Annotated in this window: 27 protein-coding genes and 1 tRNA gene; 16 read left to right on the top strand and 12 right to left on the bottom strand. The window is 72.2% G+C overall.

What is annotated here, in order from left to right; genetic code table 11:
* Nucleotides 1-5: 5 nt before the first annotated feature.
* Nucleotides 6-863, bottom strand: a complete 858-nt coding sequence (locus KME79_RS11885) for an NAD(+)/NADH kinase (protein ID WP_219544480.1) — start codon at nucleotides 861-863, stop codon at nucleotides 6-8.
* 125 nt (nucleotides 864-988) lie between these two features.
* On the opposite strand from KME79_RS11885, the gene KME79_RS11880 reads away from it, so the two are divergent.
* The 5 genes from KME79_RS11880 (at nucleotide 989) to KME79_RS11860 (ending at nucleotide 3,197) form a co-directional block, all read left to right on the top strand.
* Nucleotides 989-1,062 (top strand) — tRNA-Pro (locus KME79_RS11880).
* A gap of 135 nt (nucleotides 1,063-1,197) precedes the next feature.
* A complete protein-coding gene (locus KME79_RS11875; protein ID WP_148032541.1) occupies nucleotides 1,198-1,623 on the top strand; it encodes a helix-turn-helix domain-containing protein in 426 nt (141 codons plus the stop codon).
* A gap of 69 nt (nucleotides 1,624-1,692) precedes the next feature.
* Nucleotides 1,693-2,238, top strand: a complete 546-nt coding sequence (locus KME79_RS11870) for a hypothetical protein (RefSeq protein ID WP_219544478.1) — start codon at nucleotides 1,693-1,695, stop codon at nucleotides 2,236-2,238.
* 5 nt (nucleotides 2,239-2,243) lie between these two features.
* A complete protein-coding gene (locus KME79_RS11865) occupies nucleotides 2,244-2,990 on the top strand; it encodes a hypothetical protein (RefSeq protein WP_219544476.1) in 747 nt (248 codons plus the stop codon).
* Between the two features lie 12 nt (nucleotides 2,991-3,002).
* Nucleotides 3,003-3,197 (top strand): hypothetical protein, encoded by a 195-nt coding sequence (locus KME79_RS11860; protein ID WP_148032544.1) that lies wholly within the window; start codon nucleotides 3,003-3,005, stop codon nucleotides 3,195-3,197.
* A gap of 82 nt (nucleotides 3,198-3,279) precedes the next feature.
* On the opposite strand, the gene KME79_RS11855 is transcribed toward KME79_RS11860, so the two are convergent.
* Both KME79_RS11855 and KME79_RS11850 read right to left on the bottom strand, forming a co-directional pair.
* Entirely contained in the window at nucleotides 3,280-3,633 is a 354-nt protein-coding gene (locus KME79_RS11855) for an ATP-binding protein (protein ID WP_308248879.1), read from the bottom strand.
* 73 nt (nucleotides 3,634-3,706) lie between these two features.
* Nucleotides 3,707-4,480 carry a SigB/SigF/SigG family RNA polymerase sigma factor gene (locus KME79_RS11850; RefSeq protein WP_148032546.1) on the bottom strand — a complete coding sequence of 258 codons (774 nt, stop codon included), beginning with the start codon at nucleotides 4,478-4,480 and terminating at the stop codon, nucleotides 3,707-3,709.
* A gap of 169 nt (nucleotides 4,481-4,649) precedes the next feature.
* On the opposite strand from KME79_RS11850, the gene KME79_RS11845 reads away from it, so the two are divergent.
* Nucleotides 4,650-5,012, top strand: coding sequence for an STAS domain-containing protein (locus tag KME79_RS11845; RefSeq protein ID WP_261808650.1), 363 nt, complete (start codon nucleotides 4,650-4,652; stop codon nucleotides 5,010-5,012).
* Here KME79_RS11845 and KME79_RS11840 read toward each other — a convergent pair.
* Nucleotides 5,009-5,728: an ANTAR domain-containing response regulator gene (locus tag KME79_RS11840; protein ID WP_148032547.1), complete on the bottom strand. Its 720-nt coding sequence runs from the start codon at nucleotides 5,726-5,728 to the stop codon at nucleotides 5,009-5,011. The genes KME79_RS11845 and KME79_RS11840 overlap by 4 nt on opposite strands.
* A gap of 64 nt (nucleotides 5,729-5,792) precedes the next feature.
* On the opposite strand from KME79_RS11840, the gene KME79_RS11835 reads away from it, so the two are divergent.
* The 3 genes from KME79_RS11835 (at nucleotide 5,793) to KME79_RS11825 (ending at nucleotide 9,455) form a co-directional block, all read left to right on the top strand.
* Complete coding sequence (locus KME79_RS11835; protein ID WP_219544619.1) at nucleotides 5,793-7,622, top strand: SpoIIE family protein phosphatase; 1,830 nt, start codon at nucleotides 5,793-5,795, stop codon at nucleotides 7,620-7,622.
* A 107-nt stretch (nucleotides 7,623-7,729) separates the two neighbouring features.
* Nucleotides 7,730-8,833, top strand: a complete 1,104-nt coding sequence (locus KME79_RS11830) for a glycosyltransferase (RefSeq protein WP_148032548.1) — start codon at nucleotides 7,730-7,732, stop codon at nucleotides 8,831-8,833.
* Between the two features lie 28 nt (nucleotides 8,834-8,861).
* Nucleotides 8,862-9,455 (top strand): FMN-binding negative transcriptional regulator, encoded by a 594-nt coding sequence (locus tag KME79_RS11825; RefSeq protein ID WP_219544471.1) that lies wholly within the window; start codon nucleotides 8,862-8,864, stop codon nucleotides 9,453-9,455.
* Nucleotides 9,456-9,485: 30 nt separating this feature from the next.
* Here the strand turns inward: KME79_RS11825 and KME79_RS11820 are convergent, their stop codons facing one another.
* Complete coding sequence (locus KME79_RS11820; RefSeq protein ID WP_219544469.1) at nucleotides 9,486-10,538, bottom strand: PucR family transcriptional regulator; 1,053 nt, start codon at nucleotides 10,536-10,538, stop codon at nucleotides 9,486-9,488.
* 75 nt (nucleotides 10,539-10,613) lie between these two features.
* Here KME79_RS11820 and KME79_RS11815 point away from each other — a divergent pair, with 75 nt between their 5' ends.
* Both KME79_RS11815 and pruA read left to right on the top strand, forming a co-directional pair.
* Nucleotides 10,614-11,531 (top strand): proline dehydrogenase family protein, encoded by a 918-nt coding sequence (locus KME79_RS11815; RefSeq protein WP_219544467.1) that lies wholly within the window; start codon nucleotides 10,614-10,616, stop codon nucleotides 11,529-11,531.
* A gap of 2 nt (nucleotides 11,532-11,533) precedes the next feature.
* On the top strand, nucleotides 11,534-13,159 hold the full coding sequence (gene pruA, locus KME79_RS11810) for an L-glutamate gamma-semialdehyde dehydrogenase (RefSeq protein ID WP_219544466.1): 1,626 nt from the start codon (nucleotides 11,534-11,536) through the stop codon (nucleotides 13,157-13,159).
* A gap of 15 nt (nucleotides 13,160-13,174) precedes the next feature.
* On the opposite strand, the gene KME79_RS11805 is transcribed toward pruA, so the two are convergent.
* From KME79_RS11805 to KME79_RS11780, 5 genes are all read right to left on the bottom strand, one after another.
* Nucleotides 13,175-14,521 carry a mannitol dehydrogenase family protein gene (locus KME79_RS11805; protein WP_246639708.1) on the bottom strand — a complete coding sequence of 449 codons (1,347 nt, stop codon included), beginning with the start codon at nucleotides 14,519-14,521 and terminating at the stop codon, nucleotides 13,175-13,177.
* 38 nt (nucleotides 14,522-14,559) lie between these two features.
* Nucleotides 14,560-17,775 (bottom strand): HAD-IA family hydrolase, encoded by a 3,216-nt coding sequence (locus tag KME79_RS11795; RefSeq protein ID WP_246639707.1) that lies wholly within the window; start codon nucleotides 17,773-17,775, stop codon nucleotides 14,560-14,562.
* 102 nt (nucleotides 17,776-17,877) lie between these two features.
* Nucleotides 17,878-18,768: a siderophore-interacting protein gene (locus KME79_RS11790; protein WP_148032555.1), complete on the bottom strand. Its 891-nt coding sequence runs from the start codon at nucleotides 18,766-18,768 to the stop codon at nucleotides 17,878-17,880.
* Between the two features lie 83 nt (nucleotides 18,769-18,851).
* Nucleotides 18,852-19,577 carry a DUF4142 domain-containing protein gene (locus KME79_RS44715; protein ID WP_219544464.1) on the bottom strand — a complete coding sequence of 242 codons (726 nt, stop codon included), beginning with the start codon at nucleotides 19,575-19,577 and terminating at the stop codon, nucleotides 18,852-18,854.
* 67 nt (nucleotides 19,578-19,644) lie between these two features.
* Nucleotides 19,645-20,250, bottom strand: coding sequence for a winged helix-turn-helix domain-containing protein (locus KME79_RS11780; protein ID WP_219544463.1), 606 nt, complete (start codon nucleotides 20,248-20,250; stop codon nucleotides 19,645-19,647).
* Between the two features lie 68 nt (nucleotides 20,251-20,318).
* Here KME79_RS11780 and KME79_RS11775 point away from each other — a divergent pair, with 68 nt between their 5' ends.
* Both KME79_RS11775 and KME79_RS11770 read left to right on the top strand, forming a co-directional pair.
* The gene (locus KME79_RS11775) at nucleotides 20,319-21,563 is read left to right on the top strand and encodes an MFS transporter (protein ID WP_219544461.1); all 1,245 of its coding nucleotides are present in this window, start codon (nucleotides 20,319-20,321) and stop codon (nucleotides 21,561-21,563) included.
* 56 nt (nucleotides 21,564-21,619) lie between these two features.
* On the top strand, nucleotides 21,620-22,429 hold the full coding sequence (locus tag KME79_RS11770) for a serine/threonine-protein kinase (protein WP_148032559.1): 810 nt from the start codon (nucleotides 21,620-21,622) through the stop codon (nucleotides 22,427-22,429).
* Here KME79_RS11770 and KME79_RS11765 read toward each other — a convergent pair.
* Nucleotides 22,426-23,211, bottom strand: a complete 786-nt coding sequence (locus KME79_RS11765) for a lysophospholipid acyltransferase family protein (protein ID WP_148032560.1) — start codon at nucleotides 23,209-23,211, stop codon at nucleotides 22,426-22,428. The two genes, KME79_RS11770 and KME79_RS11765, sit on opposite strands and share 4 nt — an antisense overlap.
* Nucleotides 23,212-23,276: 65 nt before the next feature.
* On the opposite strand from KME79_RS11765, the gene dhaK reads away from it, so the two are divergent.
* The 3 genes from dhaK to KME79_RS11750 are packed head-to-tail and all read left to right on the top strand — an operon-like array spanning nucleotide 23,277 to nucleotide 25,260.
* A complete protein-coding gene (dhaK, locus tag KME79_RS11760) occupies nucleotides 23,277-24,257 on the top strand; it encodes a dihydroxyacetone kinase subunit DhaK (protein WP_219544460.1) in 981 nt (326 codons plus the stop codon).
* Nucleotides 24,245-24,886, top strand: coding sequence for a dihydroxyacetone kinase subunit DhaL (gene dhaL, locus KME79_RS11755; protein WP_308248878.1), 642 nt, complete (start codon nucleotides 24,245-24,247; stop codon nucleotides 24,884-24,886). The genes dhaK and dhaL overlap by 13 nt, the downstream gene beginning before the upstream one ends.
* Nucleotides 24,886-25,260 carry a PTS-dependent dihydroxyacetone kinase phosphotransferase subunit DhaM gene (locus KME79_RS11750; RefSeq protein ID WP_148032562.1) on the top strand — a complete coding sequence of 125 codons (375 nt, stop codon included), beginning with the start codon at nucleotides 24,886-24,888 and terminating at the stop codon, nucleotides 25,258-25,260. The genes dhaL and KME79_RS11750 overlap by 1 nt, the downstream gene beginning before the upstream one ends.
* On the opposite strand, the gene KME79_RS11745 is transcribed toward KME79_RS11750, so the two are convergent.
* On the bottom strand, nucleotides 25,257-25,743 hold a 487-nt coding region (locus KME79_RS11745; RefSeq protein ID WP_246639704.1), incomplete at its 5' end, for a thiamine pyrophosphate-dependent enzyme. The genes KME79_RS11750 and KME79_RS11745 overlap by 4 nt on opposite strands.

The following is a 25,743-nucleotide window of genomic DNA, read 5'->3' as shown; positions in this document are numbered from 1 at the left end:
CGGGCTCAGGCGATCTCGGCGCTGCCGTCGACCCGGAGCTTGCGGCGGGCGCGCTCGTAGAAGGTGGTGCCCAGGCGCACCACCTTGGCGGCTCCCGGGCAGGCCGTCACCGTGATCTGATCGCCGGGGCCGAGACGGCCCACCACCCTGCCGTCCAGCTCGACGGCCAGCTGCCCGCTGGAGGGCAGGAGCTCCAGCATGACCTCCTCGTCCGCCGGCAGCACCAGCGCCCGGTTGAACGCCGAATGCGCCGCCGCGGGCACCACCAGCACCGCCTCCACCCGCGGCGAGACCACCGGCCCGCCCGCGGAGAAGCTGTAGGCGGTGGAGCCGGTGGAGGTGGCCACGATCACCGCGTCGGCGGCGTAGTTGACGAACGGGTTGCCGGCCGCGGTGACGGTCACCGCCGCCAGCCCGTCGCCGGGGAAACGCACCAGGGCGATGTCGTTGAACGCCATCAGCTCCTGATTTCCGAGCCTGGTGCGGACCGCCATCCGCGGCTCCACGGTGTGGCCGTTGTGGTCGATCGCCGAGAGCGTCTCCGACAGCTCGGCCACGTCGATCTCGGCGAGGAAGCCCAGCCGCCCCAGGTTGACGCCGAGCACCGGAGTGCCGCGACCGGCGATCAGCCGCATCGTGCGCAGCATCGTGCCGTCGCCGCCCAGGCTCACCACCAGGTCGGCCCGCTCCACCAGCGTCTCGCCGTCGACCGCCACCGCGCTGCAGTCGATCCGCCCCACCTCCTCGGGCAGCCCGAGCACCGTGACGTCACGACCGGCGGCCCAGCCGAGGATGATGTCGATCGCCTCCTTGGAGTCGCGCTGAGGATGCAGCACCAGCCCGACCGTCCCGACCATGCCCATGGGGACACTCTAGGGTCCGCTCGCAACAGGCGGACCGGCGGAAAGGTGGCGCCGAGAGGTCCGTGGCGCATGGTAATGTTTTCCCCGCGGAGCAGAGCGAGAAGCTCGGCAACGCGACAGCACCACGGGATGTAGCGCAGCTTGGTAGCGCACTTGACTGGGGGTCAAGGGGTCGCAGGTTCAAATCCTGTCATCCCGACGTTAAAGCCCTGATGGGGAGCGATTCTCATCAGGGCTTCGTCGTCTCTGGCGCCGCGACGTCGGCGAGATCGTCCGCACCCGCCGGCGCCTGTGATCCTGTTGCGCGTCCGCACGTCATGCCCGGAGGTGGCCCATGGGGCGCAGGCCGACGATCGACCGCGACGAGCTGGCCAGGCTGGTCGCCCGCGGGCTGAGCGTGCAGGAGCTGGCCGCCCATTTCGGGGTGAGCGAGTCCGGGGTGCTGCAGGCCAAGCGGGCCGCCGGGCTGGCCAAGCCGATGCTCGACCACAGCCGGGCGCTGCCGTGGAAGCTGGAGCGCGCCCACTCCCAGTCCGGCCCCGCCACCAACCTGCGCAACCTGTCGGCGGCGGCGCAGGGCAGGCCGCCCGCGCCCGAGCGGCTCAACACCGCGCTGCGGTGGGCCAAGCGGCTGGTCGACGCCGGGCTCGACGTCGGCTACGACCCGGCGACCGGCTTCGTCGAGATCCCTGCGGCCCCTGACGGCTCCCACGTCGCAGCCGTGCTGGAAGCCGCCAGAAAGGCCCTGGAAGAGGGCTGAAGGCGGCGTTTCACCGGCGCTTCGCTGGGCAGTTCGCGGTCTCAACAGAAGAGACCGGAGGCGAACAATATGGACACCTTGATCTGGGTGGCCCTCGTCGTGGTCGCGATCGCGGCGGTCGCCGCGGTGGCCTACGTGGTCGTGCAGCAACAGCGCCGCAGCCGGTTGCGCGACCGTTTCGGCCCCGAGTACGAGCGCACGATGGCCGAGCACGACAGCAAGCGCGAGGCCGAGCAGGAGCTGATCGCCCGCGAGCAGCGCCACGCCGAGCTGGACATCAAGCCGCTTCCCGAACAGTCACGCGACGACTACGCCAACCGGTGGGCCGAGGTGCAGGAGCGCTTCGTGGACGCCCCCGAATCCGCCGTGGCGGAGGCCGACCAGCTGGTGACGACGGTCATGGCCGAGCGCGGCTACCCGACGGAGGACTTCCGCCAGCGGATCGCCGACCTGTCGGTGGGGCACGCCGAGACGCTGACCCACTACCGGAAGGCGCACGACATCAGCGAGCGCGCGACCCGCAAGGAGGCCTCGACCGAGGACCTGCGCCAGGCGATGGTCCACTATCGCGCGCTCTTCGAGGAATTACTGCACGAGACGACCCGAGGACGGTGACGGGTATGAACGACGAGCTGAACGTGCCGTCGCAGCGCTCCGACCAGCAGGTACGGAACGACCGCGACGACGAGTACACCACGGACGACAAGACCGGCGGCACCCACCGGGAGCCGTACGGCAGGAATGACGAGGACGTGCTGGTCGTGTCGGACAGGCACACCACCAATGACACCGGCCCCCACCCGGCGCCCGGTGACCCGGACCCGCTCCATGACGGCACGGCGCACGCCGACCCCCTTCATGACGGCAAGGCGCACGCCGACCCCCTCCATGACGGCACGGCGGACGCCGACCCCCTCCATGACGCGACCCGGGATCCCGACCCCGACTCCCCGTATGACGGACCGCACGACACGGTGACGGCGACCGAGCAGGTGACCGCGGCCGGCCCCGGGCCCGCCCAGCCCGCCGAGGATCCCCCCTCGCACGCCGCTCCCCAGGCGTTCCCCCTGTTCGAGCAGGACCCCGACGAGGTGCAGTCACGCTGGCGCGACGTGCAGGCCTCCTTCGTCGACGACCCGGCGGAAGCGGTCCACCGCGCCGACGGGCTCGTGGGCGAGATCGTCGACTCGCTGACGAACGCGTTGCGGTCCCGTACGGGAGAGCTGCGCGAGCGCTGGAAGAGCGACGGCGGCGACGACACCGAGCGGCTCCGGCAGGCACTCCGCGAGTACCGGGGCGTGCTGGAGGGACTGCTCGCCATGTCAGGCCGGGACAACCCGGCGTCGTCCAGCAAGACCACGGTGTAGGAGGAGGATCACATGCTCGCGATAGTCGCCGCGATCGTCTTCGGTTTAGGTTTCCTCCTGGACCTGCTGGACACGCAGATCGCCGGAAGCATCTCCGGCACCACGTTCATGCTGCTGGGCCTGACGCTGCTGGCGCTGCACCAGGCCGGCATCGGCACGGCGAGCGTGAAGAGCTACGGCGGCTGGCGCGGCCGTAGCCGGCGCTAGCGGATCAGGACGAACGGCCGCGCCCGGCGTACTCGATACGCCGGGCGCGGCTCTTTGCACGTGGGCCAGTCGGCGACTGATATCAGCTCTTGCCCGGAAACCTCATGGTCACGGTGCTTCCGCCGCCGATGTGAAGGGTCAGGTCGGATGACAGCAACCGGGCCACCCACAGCCCCATGCCGCCCACCGAGCCGGGCAGCGGGCCCGGCTTCCAGGTGCCGTCGTCGTGCACCTCGATCACGATGTCCCCGGAGTCGGACCAGAGGCGCACCTGCGCCGCGTCGTCCCCGTGGGTGACCGCGTTGGTGGCCACCTCGTTGACGGCGATGACGAAGTCGTCGACGGCCTCATGGTGCATGCCGAGCTCTCGTGCCCCGGACGCGGCGAACTCCCGGACCTGCGGCAGGTCCGGGAGCCGGAACTGAAGCCTGCGCACGCGCGCGCCGGGTGGCGGGCCCGGTGAGCCCGCCTGAGGATGGATGTCCTCTGTCATCACCCGGCGTTCCCCCTCAACCGACGGTCAGCTCTGCGCGCAGCTGGTCGAGGACCTTGCGGAGAATCCTGGAGACGTGCATCTGCGAGATGCCGAACTCCGCGGCGATCTCTGCCTGGGTCATGTTGCCGAAGAACCGCAGCAGCAGGATGTGCTTCTCGCGCGAGGGGAGCGCGTCGATGAGCGGCTTGACGGCTTCGCGGTCGACCATGGTGCTGAGCGTGTCGTCGTCCTCGGGGATGACGTCGCCGAGGGAGGCGGCGTCGTCATCGGTGCCGAGCGGCGCGTCCAGCGAGAGCGTGCTGTAGGCGGCGGAGGCGTCGAGCGTGAGCAGGACGTCCTCCTCGGAGATCTTCATCTTCGCGGCCAGCTCGGCGACGGTCGGCGAGCGGCCGAGGTCCTGGCTGAGGTCGGCGACGAGCCGGTTCAGCTCGGAGCGGCGTTCCTGGTAGAGGCGGGGCACCCGGATCGCCCAGGTGCGGTCACGGAAGTGACGCTTGACCTCCCCGGTCATGGTGACGACGGCGTAGCCCCTGAAGGCGTGGCCGAGCGAGGGGTCGAAGCCGTTGATGGCCTTCATGAGCCCGACGTACGCTGCCTGGAGGAGGTCCTCCAGCGGCTCGCCGCGGTAGCGGTAGCGCCGGGCGATCTCCATCGCCAGCGGCCGGTGCATCTCCACGATGCGCTCGCGAAGCCGTTCTCTGAGACTGTCGGGGGTTCCTTCCCCGACCATCTCGGCCAGGAGCTCTTCGGCGGTCATCTCTTCGAGGACGAGTTCCTGCACAGCCATCGCTGCTCCTCTATGGGGTGGCAGGCGGCCTCTGTAACAGGAAAAGCCCATACAGAGGCACGCCTCGCTCAACGTTCGAGACGAAAGCCCTCTGCTGGACTTCGGACACCAGTATGCCCTACTCCCGAAGGAGTATTCCTCTCTACTTCAGTGACAGTAAGGTTGCCCCGTGACAGTGCCCGAGAATGGCGAGGGGTCCACGGCCGCCCTGAGCCTGACGTCGTCCACCGTTGACGAGATTGCCGTGATCAGGGTCGACGGTGTGCTCGACGCCACGACGCGCGAGCAGTTCGCGGACTATCTCTCCCTGGCGGGGCCGGACCTGATACTCGACCTGGCCGGGGTGACGTTCATGGACTCGCGAGCGCTGGGGCTGATCGTCCATCACTGGCAGACCAGCCTCAGCTCGGGCGCGAAGTTCGCGCTCATCGGCGTCGAGTACGCCAAGTCCAAGGTGATGTGGATCACCGGCCTGGCGCAGCGGCTGCCGATCTACGACACCCTCGACGACGCCCTGGCGGCGATCGGCTAGCGGCGGCGGTTCTTGCGCTGATGCTCCTCGACCAGGAGCCTGGCCAGGTCGGCCACCTTGACCTGGTGGTGCTGGGAGATCCTGCGCAGTTCGTCGAAGGCGGCCTCGGCGGTGCATCCGCTGGTCTGCATGATGATGCCCTTGGCCTGGTCGATGAGGGCGCGCCCGGCCAGGGCCTCCTGGAGCTGGGCGGCGTCCGTACGGACCTCGTCGAAGTCCGACATGTTGGCCATGGCGACGCCGACCTGCTCGGTCAGCATCTCCGCCAGCGACTGCGCCCCCTGCGGCGAGAACGCGTCGCGCCGCACCGAGTAGAGGCCGACGACCAGCAGCGCGGGCGGCACCTTGATGGGCACGGCGAGCACCGAGCGGACCCCGCAGCGGGTGGCCAGGGCGGCGTAGCGCGGCCAGCGGGTGTCGGTGAGCACGTCGGCTACGGCCACCCGGGCGCCGGTCTGGCGGGCCTCGGTGGAGGGGCCCTCGCCGATCTCACGCTCGCCCTCGACGAGGGTGATCAGTTCGCTGTGCGAGCCGGAGGTGAGGACCCGCCGGTCGCGCCAGTGTTCGGCCGACCCGCCCGAGCATCCGGGGACACCCGCCGCGAGCGCGGTGGTCAGGCCGCGCAGCACGGTCTCGGTGGAGGTGTCCTCTCCCAGTCTGCCCAGCGTCGCCAGGTCGCGGGCCAGCCCAGGAGTGATCATCGCGGTGGATTCCATAGCAGCAAGCATCTACCCCTTATGGCTACCATTATCCCGGGTGGCGTAGCGTCGGAGGGTGAGCATGCCGGACCTCGAACACGCCTTGGACGCGCTGACCGGGCGGGTCTCGTCGTTGCGTGAGGCGAGGGCGGCCTACCCCTCGGACCTCGCGCCCACTCTGGACGCCGCCCTGGCGGAGCTCGACACCGCCGTGGAGCTGCTGGCCGAGGCGCGCGAGCAGCTCAGCAGGGGGCCCAGGAGGCAGTCCGGCAAGAAGGACGGCTCCCAGCGGGAGCTGAAGCTGCTGCGGCAGGTGTTCAGGGCCTTCCCCGTGCCGGTCATCGTGCTCGACGGCGGCGGCACGGTCCGGCGGATCAATCCCGAGACCTCGCGGCTGCTGGGCAGCCCCGACGGCTATCTCGTGGGCCGGTCCTTCCCGCTGCTGGTGGACGTGTCGAGGCGGGCGGCGTTCCGGTCCCATCTGACGGCGGTGCTGAGCACCGGCCAGCCGGCCGCGTTCGAGACCAGGCTCGCCCACCAGGGGCGCACGCATCTCGTGCAGCTGGCCATGGCGCGGCTCACCATGCCGGGCGAGCCGCAGCAGATGGTGGCGGTGGTGGCGCTGCCGATCGAGGTGCAGCTGCCCGAGCCGGGCGACAGGCGCCCGGAGGAGGCCGACGGCACGGCGCTGCTGGCGGCGGCCAGGCGGCAGGATCTGCTGTCCAGGATGGCCGCCCTGCTCCTGGACGAGGAGGCGCTGCGCCGGCCGGTGGCGCTGCCGCGCGCCACCCGGCTGCTGGCGGCCGAGTGGGCCGACTGGGTGGTGGCCGACGTCGTGCGCGACGGGCTGCCGCGGCGCTCGATCGTGATGGGGCCGAAGAACCTGCCGGTGAACGAGGTGATCCGGCAGGTGGAGTCGAGCGACCCGGCCGGCGCCCAGGTGGTCGCCCAGGTGCTGGAGCGCGGCTCCGGCGTGGTGTTCGAGATGGTCGACGACGAGTCGCTGCTCGGCTTCTGCGCCGACGGGCCGGTGCTGACGGCGATGGGCGCGGGCTCGCTGCTGTGCGTGCCGATCGGGGGCGGCGACGGGGTGCTGACGCTGGTGCGCACGCACGACCGCCAGCCGTTCACGCTGGCCGACCTGAGCGTCATGCAGGAGGTGGGGCTGCAGCTCGGCATGGCGGTACGCGCCCAGAACAGCTTCCAGAGCCGCTCGCGGGCGGCCGACGCGCTGACGGCCAGCGTGGTCCCGCGCAGCCTGCCCAACGTGCCCGGCTACGAGGCGGCGGCCGTCTACCACCCCGGCTCCTCGTCGGTGGGCGCGGAGTTCTACGACGTGTTCCCGCTCCCGGGCGGCTGGGGGTTCGCCCTGGGCGGCGCGGCAGGCAAGGGCGAGGAGGCCGCCTCGGTCAGCGCGATGGTGCGCGGCGGGCTGCGGGTGCTGAGCGTCTGGGAGCAGGACCCGGACCCGGTGGTGCGCAAGGTGAACGAGGCGCTGGTGGGGCAGAGCACCGGCCTGTTCGTGATGGCGGTGGCCGGGTTCGTGAAGGGCCGCAGGATCCGCATGTCGTCGGCCGGCCATCATCCGGCCGCGCTGGTGCAGCCCGACGGCTTCGTGCGCTTCACGGCGGGCGGCGGGGTGCCGCTGGGCATCGCGGCCGAGGCGGAGACCTGCACCGAGGAGATCACGCTCGGCGTGGGCGAGACGATGGTGCTCTACTCCGAGGGGCTCATCTCGTCCAGGAACGACAAGGGCGAGCCGTACGGCGAGGAGCGGCTGGCCGACGTGCTGAGCAGATGCGCCGGCCAGGCGCCGTCGGCCGTGGTCAAGGCCATCGAGGCCGACCGCAACACGTTCTCCGGCGGGCAGGTGTGGGACGAGATCGTGGTCCTCGCCCTCCGAGGCGTCTGATTGGCATGGGTTTGCGAACACCGGGAATACGGGTATTGTCGGCTTAGACACAGACGTGCCTAAGACGCAGGCACACCTTGAAAGCTTTTTTCACGCTGAGGTGTGCCATGAATATCGCGATCGTCGCTTCTGGTTCCGGCAACAAGCGCCACCACATTCTCTCCGTAGCCCGCGAGCTCGGGCGCGATCACCACGTCACCATCTATTCCCGCCGTAACAGTGATGAGGGCAAGCCCAAGACGCGGGTGGCCCCGGGTGTCACGGTGGAACACATCGACGTGGGCCCGGCTCGTGACCTCAGCCCGGCCGATGTGGTGCCCTATCTGAACGACGTCGGCGAGTATCTGAGCAAGCGGTGGCGGCAGGACCGCCCCGACGTGATCCACGCGCACTCCTGGACCAGCGGCCTGGCCGCCGTCACGGGCTCCAAGGACCTGGACGTTCCGGTGACGCACACCTTCCACACCGTGGATCCCGCGCGTCTGCCCCTGGAACGGGCACTCGGCCGCCGCGCCAGGGCCGTCATCGCCGGCTCGGGGGACGAGGAGTCGGCGTTGATCCGCATCGGCGTGCCGCGCAACCACATCGCCGTGGTCCCGTACGGCGTCGACACCGAGCGCTTCCACCGCCGGGGCGTCACCGCCTCGCGCGGCACCAGCAAGCGGCTCCTGCACGTGGGCCCGCTCACCAGTGACCGCGGCGCGCAGACCATCGTGCGGGCCCTGCAGGGCCTTCCCGACGTCGAGCTCGTGCTGGCCGGCGGGCCCGCGCCCGAACTGCTCGACGAGGACGCGGACGTGCGCCGGCTGCGCGCGCTGGCCGAGCAGCTCGGCGTGGCGTCCCAGGTGACCCTGCTCGGCCAGGTCAAGCGGGCGGCGGTGCCCAAGCTCATGCGCAGCGCCGACGCGGTCGTGACGGTGCCGCGCGAGGCGCCGACCGGCATCGTGGCGCTGGAGGCGATGGCCTGCGGCGTGCCGGTGATCGCCTCGTCCGTCGGCGCCCACCTCGACTCCGTCATCGACGGCGTCACCGGGCTGCTGGTGCCGCCGGACCGCCCGTCGCGCACCGCCAGGCTGGCCCGCGAGCTGCTCACCGACCCCACGCTGCGCACCGCGCTCGGCTACGCCGGCGCCGACCGCGCCCGCTCCCGCTACTCGTGGGAGCGCGTCAGCCAGGAGCTGGTCCGGGTGTACGAGGCCGCCTGCGCCTGACCCGTCACCCGTCGCCTATCGTCGTGCCATGCTGATCCACCCCTGGGACGCGGGCGACGACGCGCGGTCCGTCGCCTACCTGAAGGACAACCAGTTCGGGCACCTGATCGCCGCCGGCAGGGGCAGGGACCTGCCGGTGGTGGTGCCCACCCAGTTCCTGCTGCGGGACGAGCGGACGATCTGGCTGCATCTCGCGCGGCCCAACCCCATCTGGCCCGCCATCGAGGAGAACCCCAAGGTCCTCCTGTCGGTGGCGGGCCCTTGGACGTACGTCCCCGGCAAGTGGCGTGCCGAGAGCGGCATCGACCCGTCGCTCGGCGTGCCCACCACGTACTACTCCTCGGTCCAGCTCGTCTGCCACGCCGAGATCGTCACCGACCCCGAGGGCAAGCTGGAGATCCTGCGCGCCCAGCTCGCCGACCAGGAGCCGGGGCACGGCGACCCCGCGCGGATGCCGCGGCTGCTCGCGGGGCTGCTGGGGCTGCGGCTGGCGGTGGAGGAGATCCGCGGCAAGTTCAAGTACGACGGGCACAAGGACGCCGGACTGCGCGAGCGGGTGGCCGCCGAACTGGCCGCCCGCGGCGGCCCCGGCGACGAGGCCGCACTGCGCCACCTGGCCTGACCCCCTGCCACAGCAGCCTGGGCAGGGCGGTCAGCGCAGGTGGGACGCTTTGAGTCCCAGGTGGACGGTGAGGCGGTCGTCGCCGTCGGACAGGTCGCGGCCGGTGAGCCGTTCGGCCTTGCCCAGCCGGTAGTAGAGCGTCTGCCGGTGGATGCCGAGCTCGGCGGCGGCCTTCTGGGCGTGGCCGCCGAGGTCGAGGTAGACCTCGACGGTGCGGGCCAGCTCCGGGTCGAACGGCGCCACCGCCTCGGCCAGCTCGCGCAGGTCGCCCACGCCGAGCCGGGCCAGCAGCCGGTACGCGCCCAGCTCCTCCCAGCGGGCGACCGGCGCGTGCCGGGGGAAGTTCTCCGCCACGCGCAGCGCCTGCCGCGCCTCCCGCCAGCTCAGCCAGGCGTCCGCCGGGTCGGCCCGGGCCGCGCCGATGCCCGCGGCCGTCCCGTACGCGCCCTGGACCGTCCGCGCGACCTCGGCGGCGAGGTGCGCGGGGGCGAGCAGCGCGACCGGGGAGCCGGCGCGGGCGAGCACCCCGCGCGGGAGCGTCCACAGCGCGGCGGCGCGCTCCTCGGACTCGCGCACCGCGACGGCGGCCACCGGGCCGGACATCTCCGGGGAGGCGGCGGCCCGTTCCTGCGGGTCGGGCGACAGCAGCGCGTCGAGCCGGCGGCCCAGGTCCTGGCGGCTCCTGGCCTCGTGGGCGAGCGCGGCGGCGGCCCTGGTCACCAGCGGGGCGACGCGGTGCAGCCGGGTGTCGGCGAGGCTGCCGGAGTCGAGCAGCCACAGGTAGCCGTAGGTGACGTCGCCGTGGCGCAACGGCCAGCAGATCCTGGCCAGCACCTTGAGCCGGTCGTCGGCCGGGATCCGGACGGGGCCGTCGGCCCGGGCGATGCCGTAGCGTTCGAAGTAGTCGCGCACCTCCTGCGAGGCGCGCCGGCGCAGGATCGACTCCTGGCGGACGGTGTCGATGTCGCCGTGCTGCGCCCCGTACGCGAGCAGGCGGAACGAGCGGTCCTCCAGCGTCGCGGAAGCGCCGAGCAGGCCCGCGATCTCGTCGACGATCTCCTGCAGATCAGCGGTGTTGTGCATGTGTATGACAGCCTGCCACACCTGGCGTTACTCGCGTCCATAGACCTCTCTGACCTGCGGTTTTAGCCTGGACGCATGTTGGGACAAGTGCTGCTCGCCGCTTCGGGGAGCCGGTTGGTGCGCCGGTCCGTGTCGGGCTTCCCGCTCACGCGCAGGGTCGTCGACCGCTTCGTCGCCGGTGAGAGCGTGCCGGAGGCCCGTGAGGCGATCCTCCGGCTGCTCGGGACCGGCCTGTCCGTGACCGTCGACCATCTCGGCGAGGAGACCCGCGACGCGGGTGACGCCGCCGCCATCGCCAAGGCGTACCTCACGCTGCTGGAAGAGCTGCGCCCGCTGGAGCTGGGCCGCGCCGCCGAGGTGTCGGTGAAGCTGTCGGCCGTCGGGCAGGCGCTCGACGAGGACCTGGCGCTGGAGCACGCGCGGGCCATCTGCGCAGCCGCCGCGGCGGGCGGCTCCACCGTCACGCTCGACATGGAGGACCACACCACGGTCGACTCCACGCTGCGGATCCTGCGCGAGCTGCGCCGCGAGCACCCCTCGACGGGCGTGGCCGTCCAGGCCTACCTGCACCGCAGCGAGGACGACTGCCGCGCCCTCGCCCACGAGGGGTCGCGCGTGCGGCTGGTCAAGGGCGCCTACCGGGAGCCCGCCACGGTCGCGTACCAGAGCAAGGCGGACGTGGACAAGGCGTACGTGCGATGCCTGCGGATCCTCATGGCGGGGAAGGGGTATCCCATGGTGGCGACGCACGACGACCGGCTGATCTCCATCACCGAACTCCTCGCCGACCGCCACGGCCGCTCCCGTGGCGACTACGAGTATCAGATGCTGTACGGGATCCGCACGGACCGGCAGGAGGCCCTGGCCGGAGCCGGTCACACGGTCCGCGTCTACGTGCCGTACGGCGCCGACTGGTACGGCTACTTCATGCGCCGGCTGGCCGAGCGCCCCGCGAACGTCGCCTTCTTCCTTCGTGCCCTTGGAGGCAAGTGATTATGGATGCCATCAGCAACGTGCCGGCCCCGGCCAACGAGCGGGTTCTCGGGTACGCGCCCGGCAGCGCGGAGCGCGCGGCCCTGGAGTCCCGGATCAAGGAGCTGTCCGGCGCCTCGCTCGACCTGACCATGACCATCGGCGGCGAGCAGCGGCTCGGCGGCGGCACGCCCATCGACGTGGTGCAGCCGCACAACAAGGCCGCGGTGCTCGGCCGCACCCGCGAGGCGGGCGCGCAGGACGTGCGGGCCGCGATCGACTCGGCGCTGGCCGCCGCCCCGGCCTGGCGCGCGCTGCCGTTCGACGAGCGGGCGGCGATCTTCCTGAAGGCCGCCGACCTGCTGGCGGGGCCGTGGCGGGCGACGCTCAACGCGGCCACGGTGCTCGGCCAGTCGAAGTCCGTCCAGCAGGCGGAGATCGACGCGGCCTGCGAGCTGATCGACTTCCTGCGGTTCAACGTGGCCTACGCCCGGCAGATCTACGCCGACCAGCCGATCTCCTCGCCCGGCGTGTGGAACCGGATGGAGTACCGCCCGCTCGAAGGCTTCGTGCTGGCGATCACGCCGTTCAACTTCACCGCCATCGCCGGCAACCTGCCGACCTCGGCCGCGCTGATGGGCAACGTGGTGGTGTGGAAGCCGTCGCCGACGCAGCAGTTCGCCGCGCACTTCACGATGCGGCTGCTGGAGGAGGCCGGGCTGCCGCCGGGCGTCATCAACCTGGTGACCGGCTACGGCGAGGCGGTCTCCGAGGTGGCGCTGACCCACCCCGACCTGGCCGGCATCCACTTCACCGGCTCGACCGCCACCTTCCAGCACCTGTGGCGCACGGTGGGCGAGAACATCGCCTCCTACCGCGGCTACCCGCGCCTGGTCGGCGAGACGGGCGGCAAGGACTTCGTGCTGGCCCACCCGTCGGCCGACCCGGCGGTGCTGTCGACGGCGCTGATCAGGGGCGCCTTCGAGTACCAGGGCCAGAAGTGCTCGGCGGCGTCGCGGGCGTACGTGCCGCGCTCGGTGTGGGACCGGATGCGCGACGACTTCGTGGCCGTGGCCGAGTCGCTGACCGTGGGCGACGTGGCGTCGGACCTGTCGGCGTTCATGGGCGCGGTGATCGACGGGCGGGCCTTCGCCAAGCACAAGGCCGCCATCGACCGGGCGCGCTCGGCCTCGCACATCGACGTGCTGACGGGCTCGTACGACGACTCGACCGGCTATTTCGTGAAGCCGACCATCCTGGAGTCGGCGGACCCGACGGACGAGATCTTCGTCAAGGAGTACTTCGGGCCGATCCTGGGCGTGCACGTCTACGACGACGCCGACTTCGACGCGGTGCTCACCCAGATGGAGGGCGTCTCGCCGTACGCGCTGACCGGCGCGTTCATCGCCCAGGACCGCTACGCCATCGCGGCGGCGTCGGAGAAGCTCCGCTTCGCGGCGGGCAACTTCTACGTCAACGACAAGCCGACCGGGGCGGTCGTGGGCCAGCAGCCGTTCGGCGGCGCCCGCGCGTCGGGCACCAATGACAAGGCGGGCTCGATGTACAACCTGGTCAGGTGGGTCAGCGCCCGCGCGGTCAAGGAGCTGTTCACCCCGCCGACCGACCACCGCTACCCGCACATGGGCTGAGAGCGGTGATCCCGGTCAGGACACTCTGACGCGGTCGAAGCGGGTGGCGGCGTCGCGGACCGCCGCCACCAGCGTGTCGTCGGCGCCGAGCTCCGGGTCGAGCGCGTCCAGGACGCGGTGGGCGCCCTCGGCCAGCGGGCCGGCGGCGAGCACGGTCAGCTCGGCCGCGCGCGGGTCGCTGACCGGGGCGCCGTGGCCGCGCAGGTGGCTGATCCAGGCGGCCAGGATGAGGGCCGCCCCTTCCGGCACGCGACCGGCGGCGCGTTCGGCGCGCAGCACGGGCAGGACGCGTTCCGGCAGCTTGCGGGAGCCGTCCGCGGCGATCCTGGCGAGGCTGTGGCGGATGCGCGGGTTGGCGATCCGCTCCAGCAGCGCCTGGCGGTACGCGTCCAGGCCGGCGGCGGCCCGGCCGAGATGCCGTCCGGCCTCCGACCACCACCGTTCCAGCCAGCTGCGGCAGGCGTCGTCGCCGATCACCTCCGCCAGCGTGGCGTGCTCGCGGATCGAGCCGGCGTAGGCGAGCAGCGAGCAGGAGCCGTTGACCAGCCACTGCCTGCGATGCTCGTACGGGGTGACGTCGGTGGTCAGCAGGGCGCCGGCGTCCTCCCAGCGCGGGCGGCCGGCCGGGAACCGGCCTGCCAGCACCCACTCGGCGTACGGCTCGGCGGTGACCGGGACGCGGTCGTCGCGGCCGGTGGCCTCGGCGACGGCGCGCAGCCCGGACGGGCCGGTGTGCGGGGTGACCCGGTCGGCGACGGTGGCGACGACGGACACGTTCTCGTCCAGCCAGCCGGTCAGCTCCTGGTTGACTTCGTCGGCCATCTCGTACAGCAGGCGGGACAGGATGGCGCCGTTGCCGGCCGTGTGGTCGCACGCCACCAGCGTGACCGGGCCCGCGTCGGCGCGGCGGCGGGCGGCGAGGCCCGCGAGCAGCCGGCCGCGGGTCGTGCGCACCGGCGCGGCCGGGTCGGCGCGCAGGGCGGCCACGTCCTCCCGGACGTCCGGGTGGTCGCGGGCGCCGAGCTCGGTGACGGTGACGGCGGCCACCTCGGGCGCGCGGAACAGGCGCAGCAGGGCGTCGTGGTCGGTCGCGGGCCACGCCTCGGACACGGTCGCGATCACCTCGAACCGGTCGCCGTGGGCGCTCCTGGTGATGAGCGTGTAGAGGCCCTGCTGGGCGGCGAGCAGGTCCGACGCCTCGTGCCCGCCGAAGGCGGCGAAACCCCACTCCTCGCCGTCGGGCGCGTGCTCGGTGTACCAGGCCTGATGGGCGCGGAAGAAGTCACCGAGCCCGAGGTGGATCAGCCGGACGGGCGCCGCGGGGCGGGCCGCGCCGGCGCGGCGGGACAGTTCGCTGCTCATGATCAGACCTTTCTCGGCCGGTGGTACGTGGTGATGTGTCAGGCGGGCCTCCGGTCGAGCCGGTGCGCGGCCAGGGCGCCCAGGTCCACCTCGTCGAGGCTGGTGACGACGAGGTCGGCGTGCGCGCCGGCGAGTATCCGCGCGTCGTCCGCGCGGGCCACCCCGAGCCCCGCCATGCCGCCGGCCTTGGCGGCCTGGACGCCGCTGACGGCGTCCTCGACCACGAAGCAGTCCTCCGGAGGCACGTGCAGCTCGGCGGCCGCGGTGACGAAGATCTCCGGGTCGGGCTTGCCGTGCTCGAAGTCACGCCCCGACAGGTCGGCGTCGAAGAAGTCGGCGAGGGTCTGGCCCCGCCGGATGAAGTCGTAGGACAGTCCCTGCTCGGCCGCGAACGTGTCAAGCCGGATCCTCCGCAGGAACAGGTCGGCGTTCTTGGACGAGGACGCCACCGCCGACGGGATGCCGGCCGCGCGCACGGCCAGCGCGAAGCGGAGGGCGTCCGGATAGGCGGTGAACTCCCCCGCGTCGATGAGCCGCACCACGATCCGCTGCTTGTGCGCGGCGTACTGCTCGACCCGCCGCTCGGCGTCCGGGACCTCGAAGTACTGCAGGGCGGCCAGCGCGCCGCTCATCCGCGGCTTGCCGGAGATGACCCGCTGGTAGACCTCCGGCGTGAACCGGTCGTCCGACCAGGTGGTCCGGTCGCGGACGTCCGCCCACTCCCCCTCCATCAGCTCGCGCAGCGCGTCCTTCCACGCGCGCTGGTGCGGCGAGTCGACGAGCACGCCGTCGACGTCGAAGATCGCGCCCTGGAATCCGGCGGCGGGCATGGTGCGGCCCCTCTCTCGGGCGGGTGGCCCTCCCGGGATGGTGAAGACGCAGGTCCCTCCGGGGACGAGCTCGCGGACGTCGTCGCCCACGCCCGCGTGCAGCGGGCCCCGGAACCCCTCCGCCTGGGTGAACAGGATGAGCTGGTCGCCCTCGATGCTCAGCCTGAGCGTGGTGCCGCGGAAACGCATGGAGAACGAGACGCCGTCGAGCCGGTCGACCAGGCGGGGCGACAGCCTGAGCACGTCACCGGTGATGCTGGTGCCGACGTAGCAGCGCTGGAGCAGGTCGAGGGTCCCGGACATGACGCCCATGTGGATGCCCTCCTGGGTGGTGCCGCCCTGCACGTCGTTGACGTCGCTCTCCAGAGCCGCCAGGTAGCGTTCCCACGAGCTCTCCGGGTCGATGGCGGCCAGCACCCCCGCGTAGGTGACGAAGCTGAGCGTCGAGCCGTGCGTGGTGCGCGCGTCGTAGTACTCGATCGTGCGCTTGACCAGGTCGGCGTCGTAGTCGTAGCCGAGCCGCCCGAACAGCTCGCGCTGCTCCTGCTCGTCGAAGAGGAAGAACAGCATGACCGTGTCGGCCTGCTTGGACAGCTTGTAGCGGTTGGGGTCCTTGCCCTCGGCCCTGAGGATCCGGTCCATGCGCTGGAGGTTGTGGTAGCGGGCGCGGTAGTGGTCCCAGTCGAGCTCCTCCAGGTCGCCGTAGCCCTCGAACTGGCTGATGACGCCGTCGTGGAACGGGATGTACATGCGGCGGCTCATGTCCTCCCAGGTCGCCAGCTCCTCGTCGGTGACCTGGAGGCTGCGCCGGATGCTCGCCGCGCGGCTGCTGGGCAGCAGGTCGAGCACCTTGGGGGCGGTGGCGGCGATCCAGGCCGCCATGGCGTTGGTGTAGGCGTTGTCGCGCAGCCCCGGCTCCTCGGTGCCGGGGTAGCGTTCGTGGAACTCGTCGGGCCCCATCACGCCGTGGATCTCGTACCGCTGCCTGGCGGGGTCGAAGTGCGCGATCGACGCCCAGAAGCGGGCGATCTCCAGCATCAGCTCGGCCCCGTAGTCGCGCAGGAACTCCAGGTCGTCGGTGGCCTGGAAGTAGCGCCACACGTTGTAGAAGATCGCCGCGTTGACGTGCCGCTGGTGGTGGCTGAGGTCCGGGTCCCACTCGCCGGACATCGGGTTGAGGTGCAGCTGCTGGGTCTCCTCGGTGCCGTCGCTGCCGCTCTGCCAGGGGAACATGGCGCCCCGGTAACCGGCCTCGGCCGCGGCGGCGCGCGCCTCGGTCAGCCGCCGGTGCCGGTACAGCAGCAGGGCCCGGGTGATCTCGGGCAGGCGCAGGTTGAGGTACGGGTAGACGTACATCTCGTCCCAGAAGACGTGTCCCCGGTACGCCTCGCCGTTGAGGCCGCGGGCGGGCACGCCGGCGTCGTGCCGGGCGGTGTGCCGGGAGCAGACCTGCAGGACGTGCGCGATGTGCAGGCGCAGCAGCAGCTGGGCGCGCGGCTCGGCGGGCAGGCGCACGTCGCAGCTCTCCCACAGCTCGGTCCAGGCCGACTCGTGCTTGTCCAGCGCCCCGGCGAAGTCGGAGTAGCGCAGCACGTGCCGGCCGGCGGCGGCCAGCGGCTCGGTGATGGCGTTGTCGTGCGAGGTGAACATGGAGACGAGCTTCTCCACCCGGCTGGGCCGGCCCTCCTCGACGTCGAAGCTGAGCACCTCCTGGATGTAGTCGGCCATCTGGTGCAGCCGCCGCTCGGTCGCGGCGGGCCGGTCGCCGTGGAAGGCACGGGTGCGGGCGGCCTGGGCGATGTAGAGGTTGGACTGGCGGGTCTTCACCTCCAGCGCGATCACGTCGGGGCCGAACGTGCGCGGCGACACCGGATCCAGGTGGCGGCCCTCCAGGTCGCGGTAGCGGACCACGATGTGGTTGCTCATGCGGCCGTCCAGCGCGGAGACCACCTCGACCCGGCCCGACCAGTTCTCCGGCGTCAGCGTCCACTCGATCGCGGCCTGGTGGCTGTGCGCCATGCTGACGAACCGGCGGCTGCGCAGGCTCGTCACGCGGCCGGCGGCGTCGCGGAAGCGCAGGTCCCGCTGGACCAGGGCGAGCCGGATGTCGTAGGTGTGCCGATAGCCGAGCACCTCCACGTCGCCGAACCGGACCGCCCCCTCGCCTTCGACGCGCAGCTTCAGCGGCAGCCAGTTCGGCAGGTTGACCAGGTCCTCGTTGAGCACCGGGTGACCGTCGAAGATCGAGGTCTCCCGGTTGTAGCCGCCGTGGGTGTAGGTGCCCGGGTAGTGGAACTCGCCGATGTCCTCCCACTCGGCCGTGCCCCTGGTGCAGAAGTAGCCGTTCCCGGTCGAGGTGATCGCCTCGCGCAGCTTCTCCGCCTCGGGATCGTAGTGGTCGTAGGTGAGTACGAAGCCGTCCATGGTGCCCCCCGCGACAGCCTGTCCCGGTCCGGCTACCCTGCCACCGGGCAGGAAACCCTCACGGCGGCGGCATGACCAGGGGAGATCCGGCGCGGGCGGCGGTCAGGCCGCCCAGTCCTCCGAGCGGCCCAGCCGCCAGTAGCCCATGAAGGCCACCGCGCGGCGGTCCATGCCGCGTTCGGCGACCAGGTGCCGCCGCAGGGTCCTGATCATCGCGGCCTCGCCGGCCAGCCACGCGTACAGCGGGCCGGACGGCGCCTCCGGCACCTCCCAGAGCTCGCCCGCGTCGACGTCCACGTCCTGGAAGTCCTCGGACGCCGGCAGCGCGGGCAGCAGCCGGTGGGCCGCCTCGCGCACCGCCGGGACGAGGTGGGCGCCGTGCGGCGCGCCGTCCCTGGCCAGCCAGGTGACCTTGACCGCGCTGCCGGTCTCCACGGGCAGGAAGTCTCCCCGGGTGGCGACCTCCAGGAGGGCCTCGCCCTCGACGCCGGCGGGCAGGCGTTCCAGGATGGAGCAGATGGCGGGCGCGGCTGTCTCGTCACCGGCGATCAGCACCGCGCCGGTGCCCTCCGGGGGGCGGAACTCCAGGCCGGAGGGCGGCCCCTGGTAGCGGCCGTCGGGCCCGAGCACGACGAGCTCGTCCCCCACCTCTGCCGCCGTCGCCCAGCGGGACATCGGGCCGGTGTCGCCGTGCAGCACGATGTCCACGTCCAGCTCACAGGCCTCGGGGCGGGCTCGGCGGACGGTGTAGGTGCGCATCGGGTTGCGGTCCTCGTCGGGCATGGCGCGCCACTGCCCGTACCAGTCGGAGCCACCGGGCAACCGGCTCAGTCCGTGGGAGGGCACCGGCAGAATGAGCTTGATCCGCTGGTCATAGCCGTTGTCGGCGAAATGCCGCAGGTCGTCGCCGGTGAACGTGACGCGCAGGAACGTCGGGCTCAGGCGGTCCAGCCTGCCGACGCGGACGCCGAACATGCGGAAGGGCTCGGTCATGGCGGTCTCTCTCCTCAAAGTATGTCAGGTTAGGCAAACCTAACCTGACATATCCTGATTCGGAAACCCCGACCCTCGTCGGATCACACCTCCGGCGGATCCGGGAACGCCTCCGGCCCGGCCAGGCCGGTGCTCTCCAGCAGCCGCTGGTGGTTCAGCACGGCCTTGTTGCAGGACTCCGCGAACTTGCGCACCAGCGTGTTCTGGGTGCTGCCGCGCACCTGCCCGATGAAGGCGAAGATCTGCCCGTGCGCCAGCCGCAGCCACTTCACGTAGGTGACGTCGTAGTCGCGGCCCGACCTGCCGGAGATGTCGGCCATCCACTTCTGCTGGTCCTCGGTCGGCCGCACGGGCAACCGCACGTCCAGCTTCTGCGCCAGGTCGCGGGCCTCGTTGTCGAGGGCGTGGTGCTGTTCGGAGATCTCCCGGCTGATCTCCCGTACGCGTGAGCTGTTTCCCCGCTGTATCGCCTCCTGAGCGATCGTCATCTCCCACAGCGTGGCGAGACGAACCTTCTTGATCAGATCCCGGTCGGCCGCGGACAACGGCCCCCACTTCGTCGGCCGGGTCTCGCTGTCGTCGCCGCTCTCCGCCGCCTGCGCGGTGGGCTCGGCATCCCCTTCCTGGGTCAGGCTCGTCGCGGGCGGCGCCATCAGCTCTTCCGGAATCTCCGTCGGCACCGCGTCGGCCACCTGCGCCGTGTCGGGCGCCTGCGGCACGGCCGGGGCGGTGCAGGCCGTGCCGGCGGCGACGGTGACGAGGCAGGCCGCGGCGAGAGCGAGACGGCGGTGTCCTTGTCGAGATCGCACGTGCCGTCATCCCCTTCCGGATCCTCGGACTGGTCACCTTGAGGTACGCGGCGGACCCCGCAGGTGTTCACTCCGTCTCGGGATCCCGGCGCGCGCCCACCGGGAAGACGTCGAAGTGGACGACGACGCGGCCGAGCGCCGGGTCCGCCGCCGGCTCCTCGATGCGCGCGTCCGACAGGGCCCGGTAGCGCTCCAGCACCGCGAAGATCGCGTCCCGCATCGCGGCCGTCTCGCCGGGCGTCAGGCGCAGCGCGCGGCGGCCGAAGCCGCTGGCCTGGACCCACTCCTCCGGCGCGTCCCGCTCCTCCTCGCGCCAGCGGGCCAGCTCCGCGCCGCGCTGCCGGATCAGGTCGTCCATGAGGAACTCCAGCGCTTCGGCCGCCTCCGGCTCCGGCGGCGTCTCCCCGTAGGAGTAGCCGCCCGGCGTCACCCGCCAGTACTTCTCCTTGCCGCGCCCCATCCCCGGCACGATCTCGATCATCTCGTGCCTGGCCAGCTCGCGCAGGTGGTAACTGGTGGCGCCGGTGTTCTCCCCCACCTGGCCCGCGAGCTGGGTGGCGGTGGCGGGGCCGCGCTCCTCCAGCAGCTCGTACAGGCGCAGGCGCAGGGGGTGGGCGAACGACTTGAGCGCGCCCGTGTCGAGGGTCCTGGCGGAATAGCTCTTGCGCTCCACAGTGTGCAAACCTATCTTTGCAAAGGAATCCATGCACAGTTCTCCTTACACACTAACGGAGCCCCGTCTTGACACGCCTCGGCCGATCCTTCGGCTTCCTGCTGTCGTCCACCGCGCTGTCCAACCTGGCCGACGGCGTGCTGAAGGTCGGCGCGCCGCTGATGGCGGTCTCGTTCACCCGCTCCCCCGCCCTGGTGGCGCTGGCGGGGGCGGCGGCGACGCTGCCGTGGCTGCTGCTCGCGCTGCCCGCGGGCGCGCTGGTCGACCGGCTGGACCGCCGGCGGATCATGGTGGCGGCGAACGCCGCCCGCGCCGCGGTGCTGGCCGTGGCGACGGCGCTGGCCGCGCTCGGGCTGATGAACCTGTGGGTGCTGCTGGCCGCCGTGTTCCTCGCGTGCGTGTCGGAGGTGTTCGCCGACACCTCCGCCCAGGCGGCGCTGCCCATGGCCGTGCCGGAGACCGAGCTGACCCGGGCCAACGGGCGCGTCGTCGGCGTCCAGATCCTGGGCAACGACTTCGCCGGGGCGCCGCTGGCGGGCCTGCTCGTCACGGTCCTGCCCGCCGCCGTGCTGGGCGCGCCGGGACTCCTGTACGGGGTCGCGGGGCTGCTCCTGCTGGGCATGCGCGGCCGGTTCCTGGCCCCGCGCGCGGCGCCGCGGCCGGTCGCCGGGGAGATCGCCGAGTCGCTGCGCTACCTGTGGTCGCACCGGTTCCTGCGCACGCTGGCCCTGTCGGCCGGGCTGATCAACACAGCCGGCGCCGCGTACTTCGGGGTGCTCGTGCTCTGGGTGGTGGGCGACGGCTCGCCGATGGGCCTGGCGCCGAGCGGCTACGGCCTCATGCTCACCGTGTTCGCCGTCGGGGCCCTGGCCGGATCGCTGGTGGCCGGCCGGGCCGGTCGCCTGGCCGGGGACGCGCCCGCCTTCGTCATGCTCTGGGCGGTCTGCGCCCTGGCGCACCTGGTGCCGGTCCTGCTGCCGGTCCCCTGGCTGCTGTACGCGACGGCGGTCGTGTGGGGGGTGTCCGGTGCCGCGGCGAACGTGCTCGTGATCAGCACCCGGCAGCGGATCATCCCCGGCGAGCTGCTGGGCCGGGTGAACGCCGCCTACCGGCTGCTCGGGATGGGCGGCATGCCCCTCGGCGCGGCGCTGGGCGGGCTCGCGGGAGAGGTGGCCGGGCTGCCGGCGGTCTTCGCCGGGGCGACGGTGGTCCAGTTGCTCGCGGTCTGCTGGATCGGACGGGTGGTATTCTTTCCGACTTCCAAGCGGGTGACCAGCGGCGTTACCATTCCCGACATAACCGGATCACGTTAGGCACCCACAACAGTGCGCTGAGATGACATGATTACCCCTGTCAATGAGGGGATGGTATGCGGGAGATCGGCGGACGGTACCTCCTTAACGAGGAGGCCGGTCGTGGGGGCATGGGCGTCGTATGGCGCGCGTTCGATCGGCTTCTCCACCGGGAGGTGGCGCTCAAGGAGCTGACGCTCACCGGCGAGGCCGAGATGGTGCGTCGGCGCGTGCTGCGCGAGGCCCGGATGGCGGCCAGGCTGTCGCACCCGAACATCGTCACGGTCCACGACCTCATCGAAGAAGGCGGCAAGCTCTGGATCGTGATGGAGTATCTCGACGGGCTCTCCATGCACCAGTTGCTCTCCCAGGTGGGCACGCTGCCCGCCCAGTCGGTGGCGGCGATCGGCCGTCATCTGCTGGCCGCGCTGCGCACCGCCCACCAGGCAGGGGTGCTCCACCGTGACGTGAAGCCGGCCAACGTGATGCTGACCGGCGACCGGGTGGTGCTGACCGACTTCGGCATCGCCACCGCGGAGGGCGACATCCGCAAGACCACGACCTCCAGGCGGCTGCGCGGCACGCCCGCGTTCATGGCCCCCGAGCGGCTCTACGGCGGCCCGGCCAGCAAGGAGGCCGACATGTGGTCGTTCGGCGCCACGCTCTACAGCGCCATCGAGGGCCAGCCGCCCTACCCGGGCCAGGACGCCGCGACCGTGCTCGGCATGGCGCGCAGCGGGCCGTTCCCGCCGCCGCGCCGGGCCGGGGTGATGCGCCCGCTCATCGAGGGGCTGCTCCACCACGACCCGCGCCACCGCTACTCGCTGTCGCAGACGGAGACGCTGCTGGCGGGCATGCGGGCGAGCGCCTACCAGACGGCCATCTAGGTTCCGGCCGGCTCCTCGTGGGCGCCGCCGCCCGCCGCCTTCTTCGCGGCGCGGGCCTCGGCCTCCGCGGCGTCCAGCGCCGCCGCCTCCTCGGGGGTGGGCGCGGTGCCGCCCAGATGGGCCGGCTGCCACCACACGCCCTGCGGGATCTCCGGGTAGGTGCGCTGCGCCCGGTCGACCAGCTCCGAGAGCCGCGCGTGGAGGGCCGTGGTGTGCTCGGCGACGTCCTCGCCGCGCTTGGGGTGGATGGGCTCGCCCACCAGGATCGTGATCGGCACGTGGCGCTGGAAGATGCGCCGCTCCCTGCCCTTGGTCCACAGCCGCTGCGTGCCCCAGAGCGCCACCGGGATCACCGGCACCTTGGTGGCCTGCGCCATCCGGATCGCGCCGTTCTTGATCTCCTTGACGGTGAACGAACGGCTGATGGTGGCCTCGGCGAACACCCCGACCATCTCGCCCGCCTTCAGCATGCGCAGCGCGGTCGCGTACGAGCCGGCGCCCGCGCCGCGGTCGACCGGGATGTGCTTCATGCCGCGCATGAGCGGGCCGGAGATCTTGTGGTCGAACACGTCCTGCTTGGCCATGAACCGCACCAGCCGCCTGGCCGGCAGCGCGGCGTAGCCGGCGAAGATGAAGTCGAGGTAGCTGATGTGGTTGCTCACCAGGACGGCGCCGCCCGTCGACGGCACGTGCTCGGTGCCCTCCAGGTGGAAGCGGTAGTCAAGCACGCGAAACAAGGTCCGCGCGGCTGCGATCACCGGCGGGTACACGATCTCGGCCATGTGCAGACGGTAGCCTACTCCGCCCGGTGCTTGCCTCCAGCGGAAAACGGGCAGATGTTCTGACCATGAAGAAGCTCATCAACACGGCCGAATCCGTGGTCGAGGACGCCCTCAACGGCCTCGCCGCGGCGCACCCCTCGCTGCGGGTACGCGACCGGGTGGTCTACCGGGCGGAGGGTCCGCGCCCCGGCAAGGTGGGCCTGGTCTCCGGCGGCGGGTCGGGGCACGAGCCGCTGCACGCCGCCTTCGTGGGCCCCGGCATGCTCGACGCCGCCTGCCCTGGTGAGATCTTCACCTCCCCGGTGCCCGACCAGATCATCGACGCCACCAGGGCGGCCGACGGCGGCGCGGGCGTGCTCCACATCGTCAAGAACTACACGGGCGACGTGCTGAACTTCGAGATGGCCGCCGAGCTGTGCGACGACGTCCCGGTGGCGAGCGTGCTGGTCGACGACGACGTGGCCGTGCAGGACTCCCTCTACACGGCGGGCCGGCGCGGCACCGGCGCGACGCTGTTCGTGGAGAAGATCGCCGGGGCCCTGGCCGAGGAGGGCGCGCCGCTGGAGGAGGTGGCGCGGGTGGCCCGCGAGGTGGACGACCACAGCCGCTCGTTCGGCGTGGCGCTCACCTCGTGCGTGACGCCCGCGGCCGGCAAGCCCACCTTCGACCTGCCCGAGGACCAGGTGGAGCTGGGCATCGGCATCCACGGCGAGCCGGGCAGGTCGCGCGCGCCGATGGCCCCCGCCCGCGAGCTGGCCGCGCTCGCCATGGAGGCGATCCACGGCGACCTCCCGCTCCGCGACGACTTGCTCGTCATGGTCAACGGCATGGGCGGCACCCCCTTGATCGAGCTGTACGTGGTGTTCGCCGAGGTGGAGGCGTTCGTCCGGGGCAAGGGCGCGCGGGTGGTGCGCTCGCTGGTCGGCAACTACGTGACGAGCCTCGACATGCAGGGCTTCTCGATCACGGTCTGCCGCCTCAACGGCGAGCTGACCCGGCTGTGGGACGCCCCGGTGGAGACGCCCGGCCTGCGGTGGGGGCGCTGATGGCCGGGATGCTCGACACCGATCTCTTCCTCGCCTGGACCGAGGGCGCGGCCAGGGCGGTCAGGCTGCACCGCGACCGGCTCACCGGCCTGGACGCCGCGATCGGCGACGCCGACCACGGCACCAACCTCGACCGCGGCTTCACCGAGGTGGGCAAGGCGCTGACCGAGTGGCCGCCGACCTCCCCCGCGCAGGTGCTGGTGTCCGCGGGCACGACACTGATCCGCCGGGTGGGCGGCGCCTCGGGCCCGCTGTACGGGTCGCTGTTCCGGCAGCTCGGCAAGTCGCTGGACACGCCGGTGACGCTCGCCGGGTTCGCGGCGGCGTTCGAGTCCGGTGTCCAGGCGGTGGAGCGCCTGGGCAAGGCCGCCCAGGGTGACAAGACCATGATCGACGCGCTCGCTCCGGCCGCCCGTGCCCTGACGCAGGCCGTACAGGAGGGCGCCGACGAGCACAAGGCGTTCGAGCGGGCGGCGCGCGCGGCCGAGGAGGGGGCGAAGGCGACGATCCCGCTGCGCGCCCGCAAGGGCCGCGCCAGCTACCTGGGCGAGCGCAGCATCGGCCACGAGGACCCGGGCGCGGCGTCGGCGGCGCTGATCATGGCGGCGCTGGCCGAGGCGGCGGCCTGATGGTGGGCGTGGTCCTCGTCGCCCACAGCGCCGGGCTGGCCGCGGAGACGGCGGAGCTGGCGCGCGGCATCGCGGGCCGGGAGGCGCCCGTGGCGGCGGCCGGCGGCACCGGCGACGGCGGGCTCGGGGTCAGCATCGACCGCATCGAGGCGGCGGTTCGCGAGGTCGACCGGGGTGACGGCGTGCTGCTCATCCCCGACCTGGGCAGCTCGGTGCTCACCGCCCGGCTGCTGGAGGAGCCCGGCCGGGTGGTGCTGGCGGACGTGCCGTTCGTGGAGGGCGCGATCGCCGCGGCGGTCGCGGCCGGCGGGGGGGCGGCGCTGGCGGTGGTGCTGGCCGCCGCCGAGGAGGCCCGCACCCACCGCAAGCTCTAGTGGCCCCTGAACGCCTCCTCCAGCCACCAGGAGGGGCGGTCGCCGGTGACCTTGGCGTGCACCAGCAGGGGCCGCTCGCGCGGGCCCTTGAGCCACTCGGCCACGCCCGCCAGGTCGGCCGGCCCGGTGACGGTCACGGCCGCGAACCCGTACCCGCGCGCGATCGCGGCCAGGTCGGCGGGCGGGAACCGGACGGTGCCGAGCGGGTGGCCGTGCGGGCCGAAGTGGTGCACCTCGGCGCCGTAGGCCTCGTCGTCGTAGACCACGACCACCATGGGCAGCCCGAGCCGGACGACGGTCTCCAGCTCGGCGATGCCCATGAACGCGCCGCCGTCGCCGAGCGCCGCCACCGGCAGCCGGTCGGGGCGGGCCACGGCGGCGCCGATGGCGGTGGCGAGGCCGAGCCCGACCGCCTGGAACGCCTGCGTGAAGCAGAACCCGCGCTCGTCGGGCACGTCCAGGAACATCGCCGGGTAGCGGGAG

Origin of the sequence: Nonomuraea harbinensis (assembly GCF_019396385.1) — a bacterium.
Taxonomy (GTDB): domain Bacteria; phylum Actinomycetota; class Actinomycetes; order Streptosporangiales; family Streptosporangiaceae; genus Nonomuraea; species Nonomuraea ferruginea.
The sequence above is the reverse complement of the archived record's forward strand: the minus strand, read 5'-3'. Positions and strand labels throughout refer to the sequence as shown.

Excerpts from the sequence above, each read along its gene's own strand:
- KME79_RS11885 (WP_219544480.1), bottom strand. The coding sequence starts at position 863 with ATGGGCATGGTCGGGACGGTCGGGCTGGTGCTGCATCCTCAGCGCGAC.
- KME79_RS11875 (WP_148032541.1), top strand. The coding sequence starts at position 1,198 with ATGGGGCGCAGGCCGACGATCGACCGCGACGAGCTGGCCAGGCTGGTC.
- KME79_RS11870 (WP_219544478.1), top strand. The coding sequence starts at position 1,693 with ATGGACACCTTGATCTGGGTGGCCCTCGTCGTGGTCGCGATCGCGGCG.
- KME79_RS11865 (WP_219544476.1), top strand. The coding sequence starts at position 2,244 with ATGAACGACGAGCTGAACGTGCCGTCGCAGCGCTCCGACCAGCAGGTA.
- KME79_RS11860 (WP_148032544.1), top strand. The coding sequence starts at position 3,003 with ATGCTCGCGATAGTCGCCGCGATCGTCTTCGGTTTAGGTTTCCTCCTG.
- KME79_RS11850 (WP_148032546.1), bottom strand. The coding sequence starts at position 4,480 with ATGGCTGTGCAGGAACTCGTCCTCGAAGAGATGACCGCCGAAGAGCTC.
- KME79_RS11840 (WP_148032547.1), bottom strand. The coding sequence starts at position 5,728 with ATGGAATCCACCGCGATGATCACTCCTGGGCTGGCCCGCGACCTGGCG.
- KME79_RS11835 (WP_219544619.1), top strand. The coding sequence starts at position 5,793 with ATGCCGGACCTCGAACACGCCTTGGACGCGCTGACCGGGCGGGTCTCG.
- KME79_RS11830 (WP_148032548.1), top strand. The coding sequence starts at position 7,730 with ATGAATATCGCGATCGTCGCTTCTGGTTCCGGCAACAAGCGCCACCAC.
- KME79_RS11825 (WP_219544471.1), top strand. The coding sequence starts at position 8,862 with ATGCTGATCCACCCCTGGGACGCGGGCGACGACGCGCGGTCCGTCGCC.
- KME79_RS11820 (WP_219544469.1), bottom strand. The coding sequence starts at position 10,538 with ATGCACAACACCGCTGATCTGCAGGAGATCGTCGACGAGATCGCGGGC.
- KME79_RS11815 (WP_219544467.1), top strand. The coding sequence starts at position 10,614 with ATGTTGGGACAAGTGCTGCTCGCCGCTTCGGGGAGCCGGTTGGTGCGC.
- pruA (WP_219544466.1), top strand. The coding sequence starts at position 11,534 with ATGGATGCCATCAGCAACGTGCCGGCCCCGGCCAACGAGCGGGTTCTC.
- KME79_RS11805 (WP_246639708.1), bottom strand. The coding sequence starts at position 14,521 with ATGAGCAGCGAACTGTCCCGCCGCGCCGGCGCGGCCCGCCCCGCGGCG.
- KME79_RS11795 (WP_246639707.1), bottom strand. The coding sequence starts at position 17,775 with ATGGACGGCTTCGTACTCACCTACGACCACTACGATCCCGAGGCGGAG.
- KME79_RS11790 (WP_148032555.1), bottom strand. The coding sequence starts at position 18,768 with ATGACCGAGCCCTTCCGCATGTTCGGCGTCCGCGTCGGCAGGCTGGAC.
- KME79_RS11770 (WP_148032559.1), top strand. The coding sequence starts at position 21,620 with ATGCGGGAGATCGGCGGACGGTACCTCCTTAACGAGGAGGCCGGTCGT.
- KME79_RS11765 (WP_148032560.1), bottom strand. The coding sequence starts at position 23,211 with ATGGCCGAGATCGTGTACCCGCCGGTGATCGCAGCCGCGCGGACCTTG.
- dhaK (WP_219544460.1), top strand. The coding sequence starts at position 23,277 with ATGAAGAAGCTCATCAACACGGCCGAATCCGTGGTCGAGGACGCCCTC.
- KME79_RS11750 (WP_148032562.1), top strand. The coding sequence starts at position 24,886 with ATGGTGGGCGTGGTCCTCGTCGCCCACAGCGCCGGGCTGGCCGCGGAG.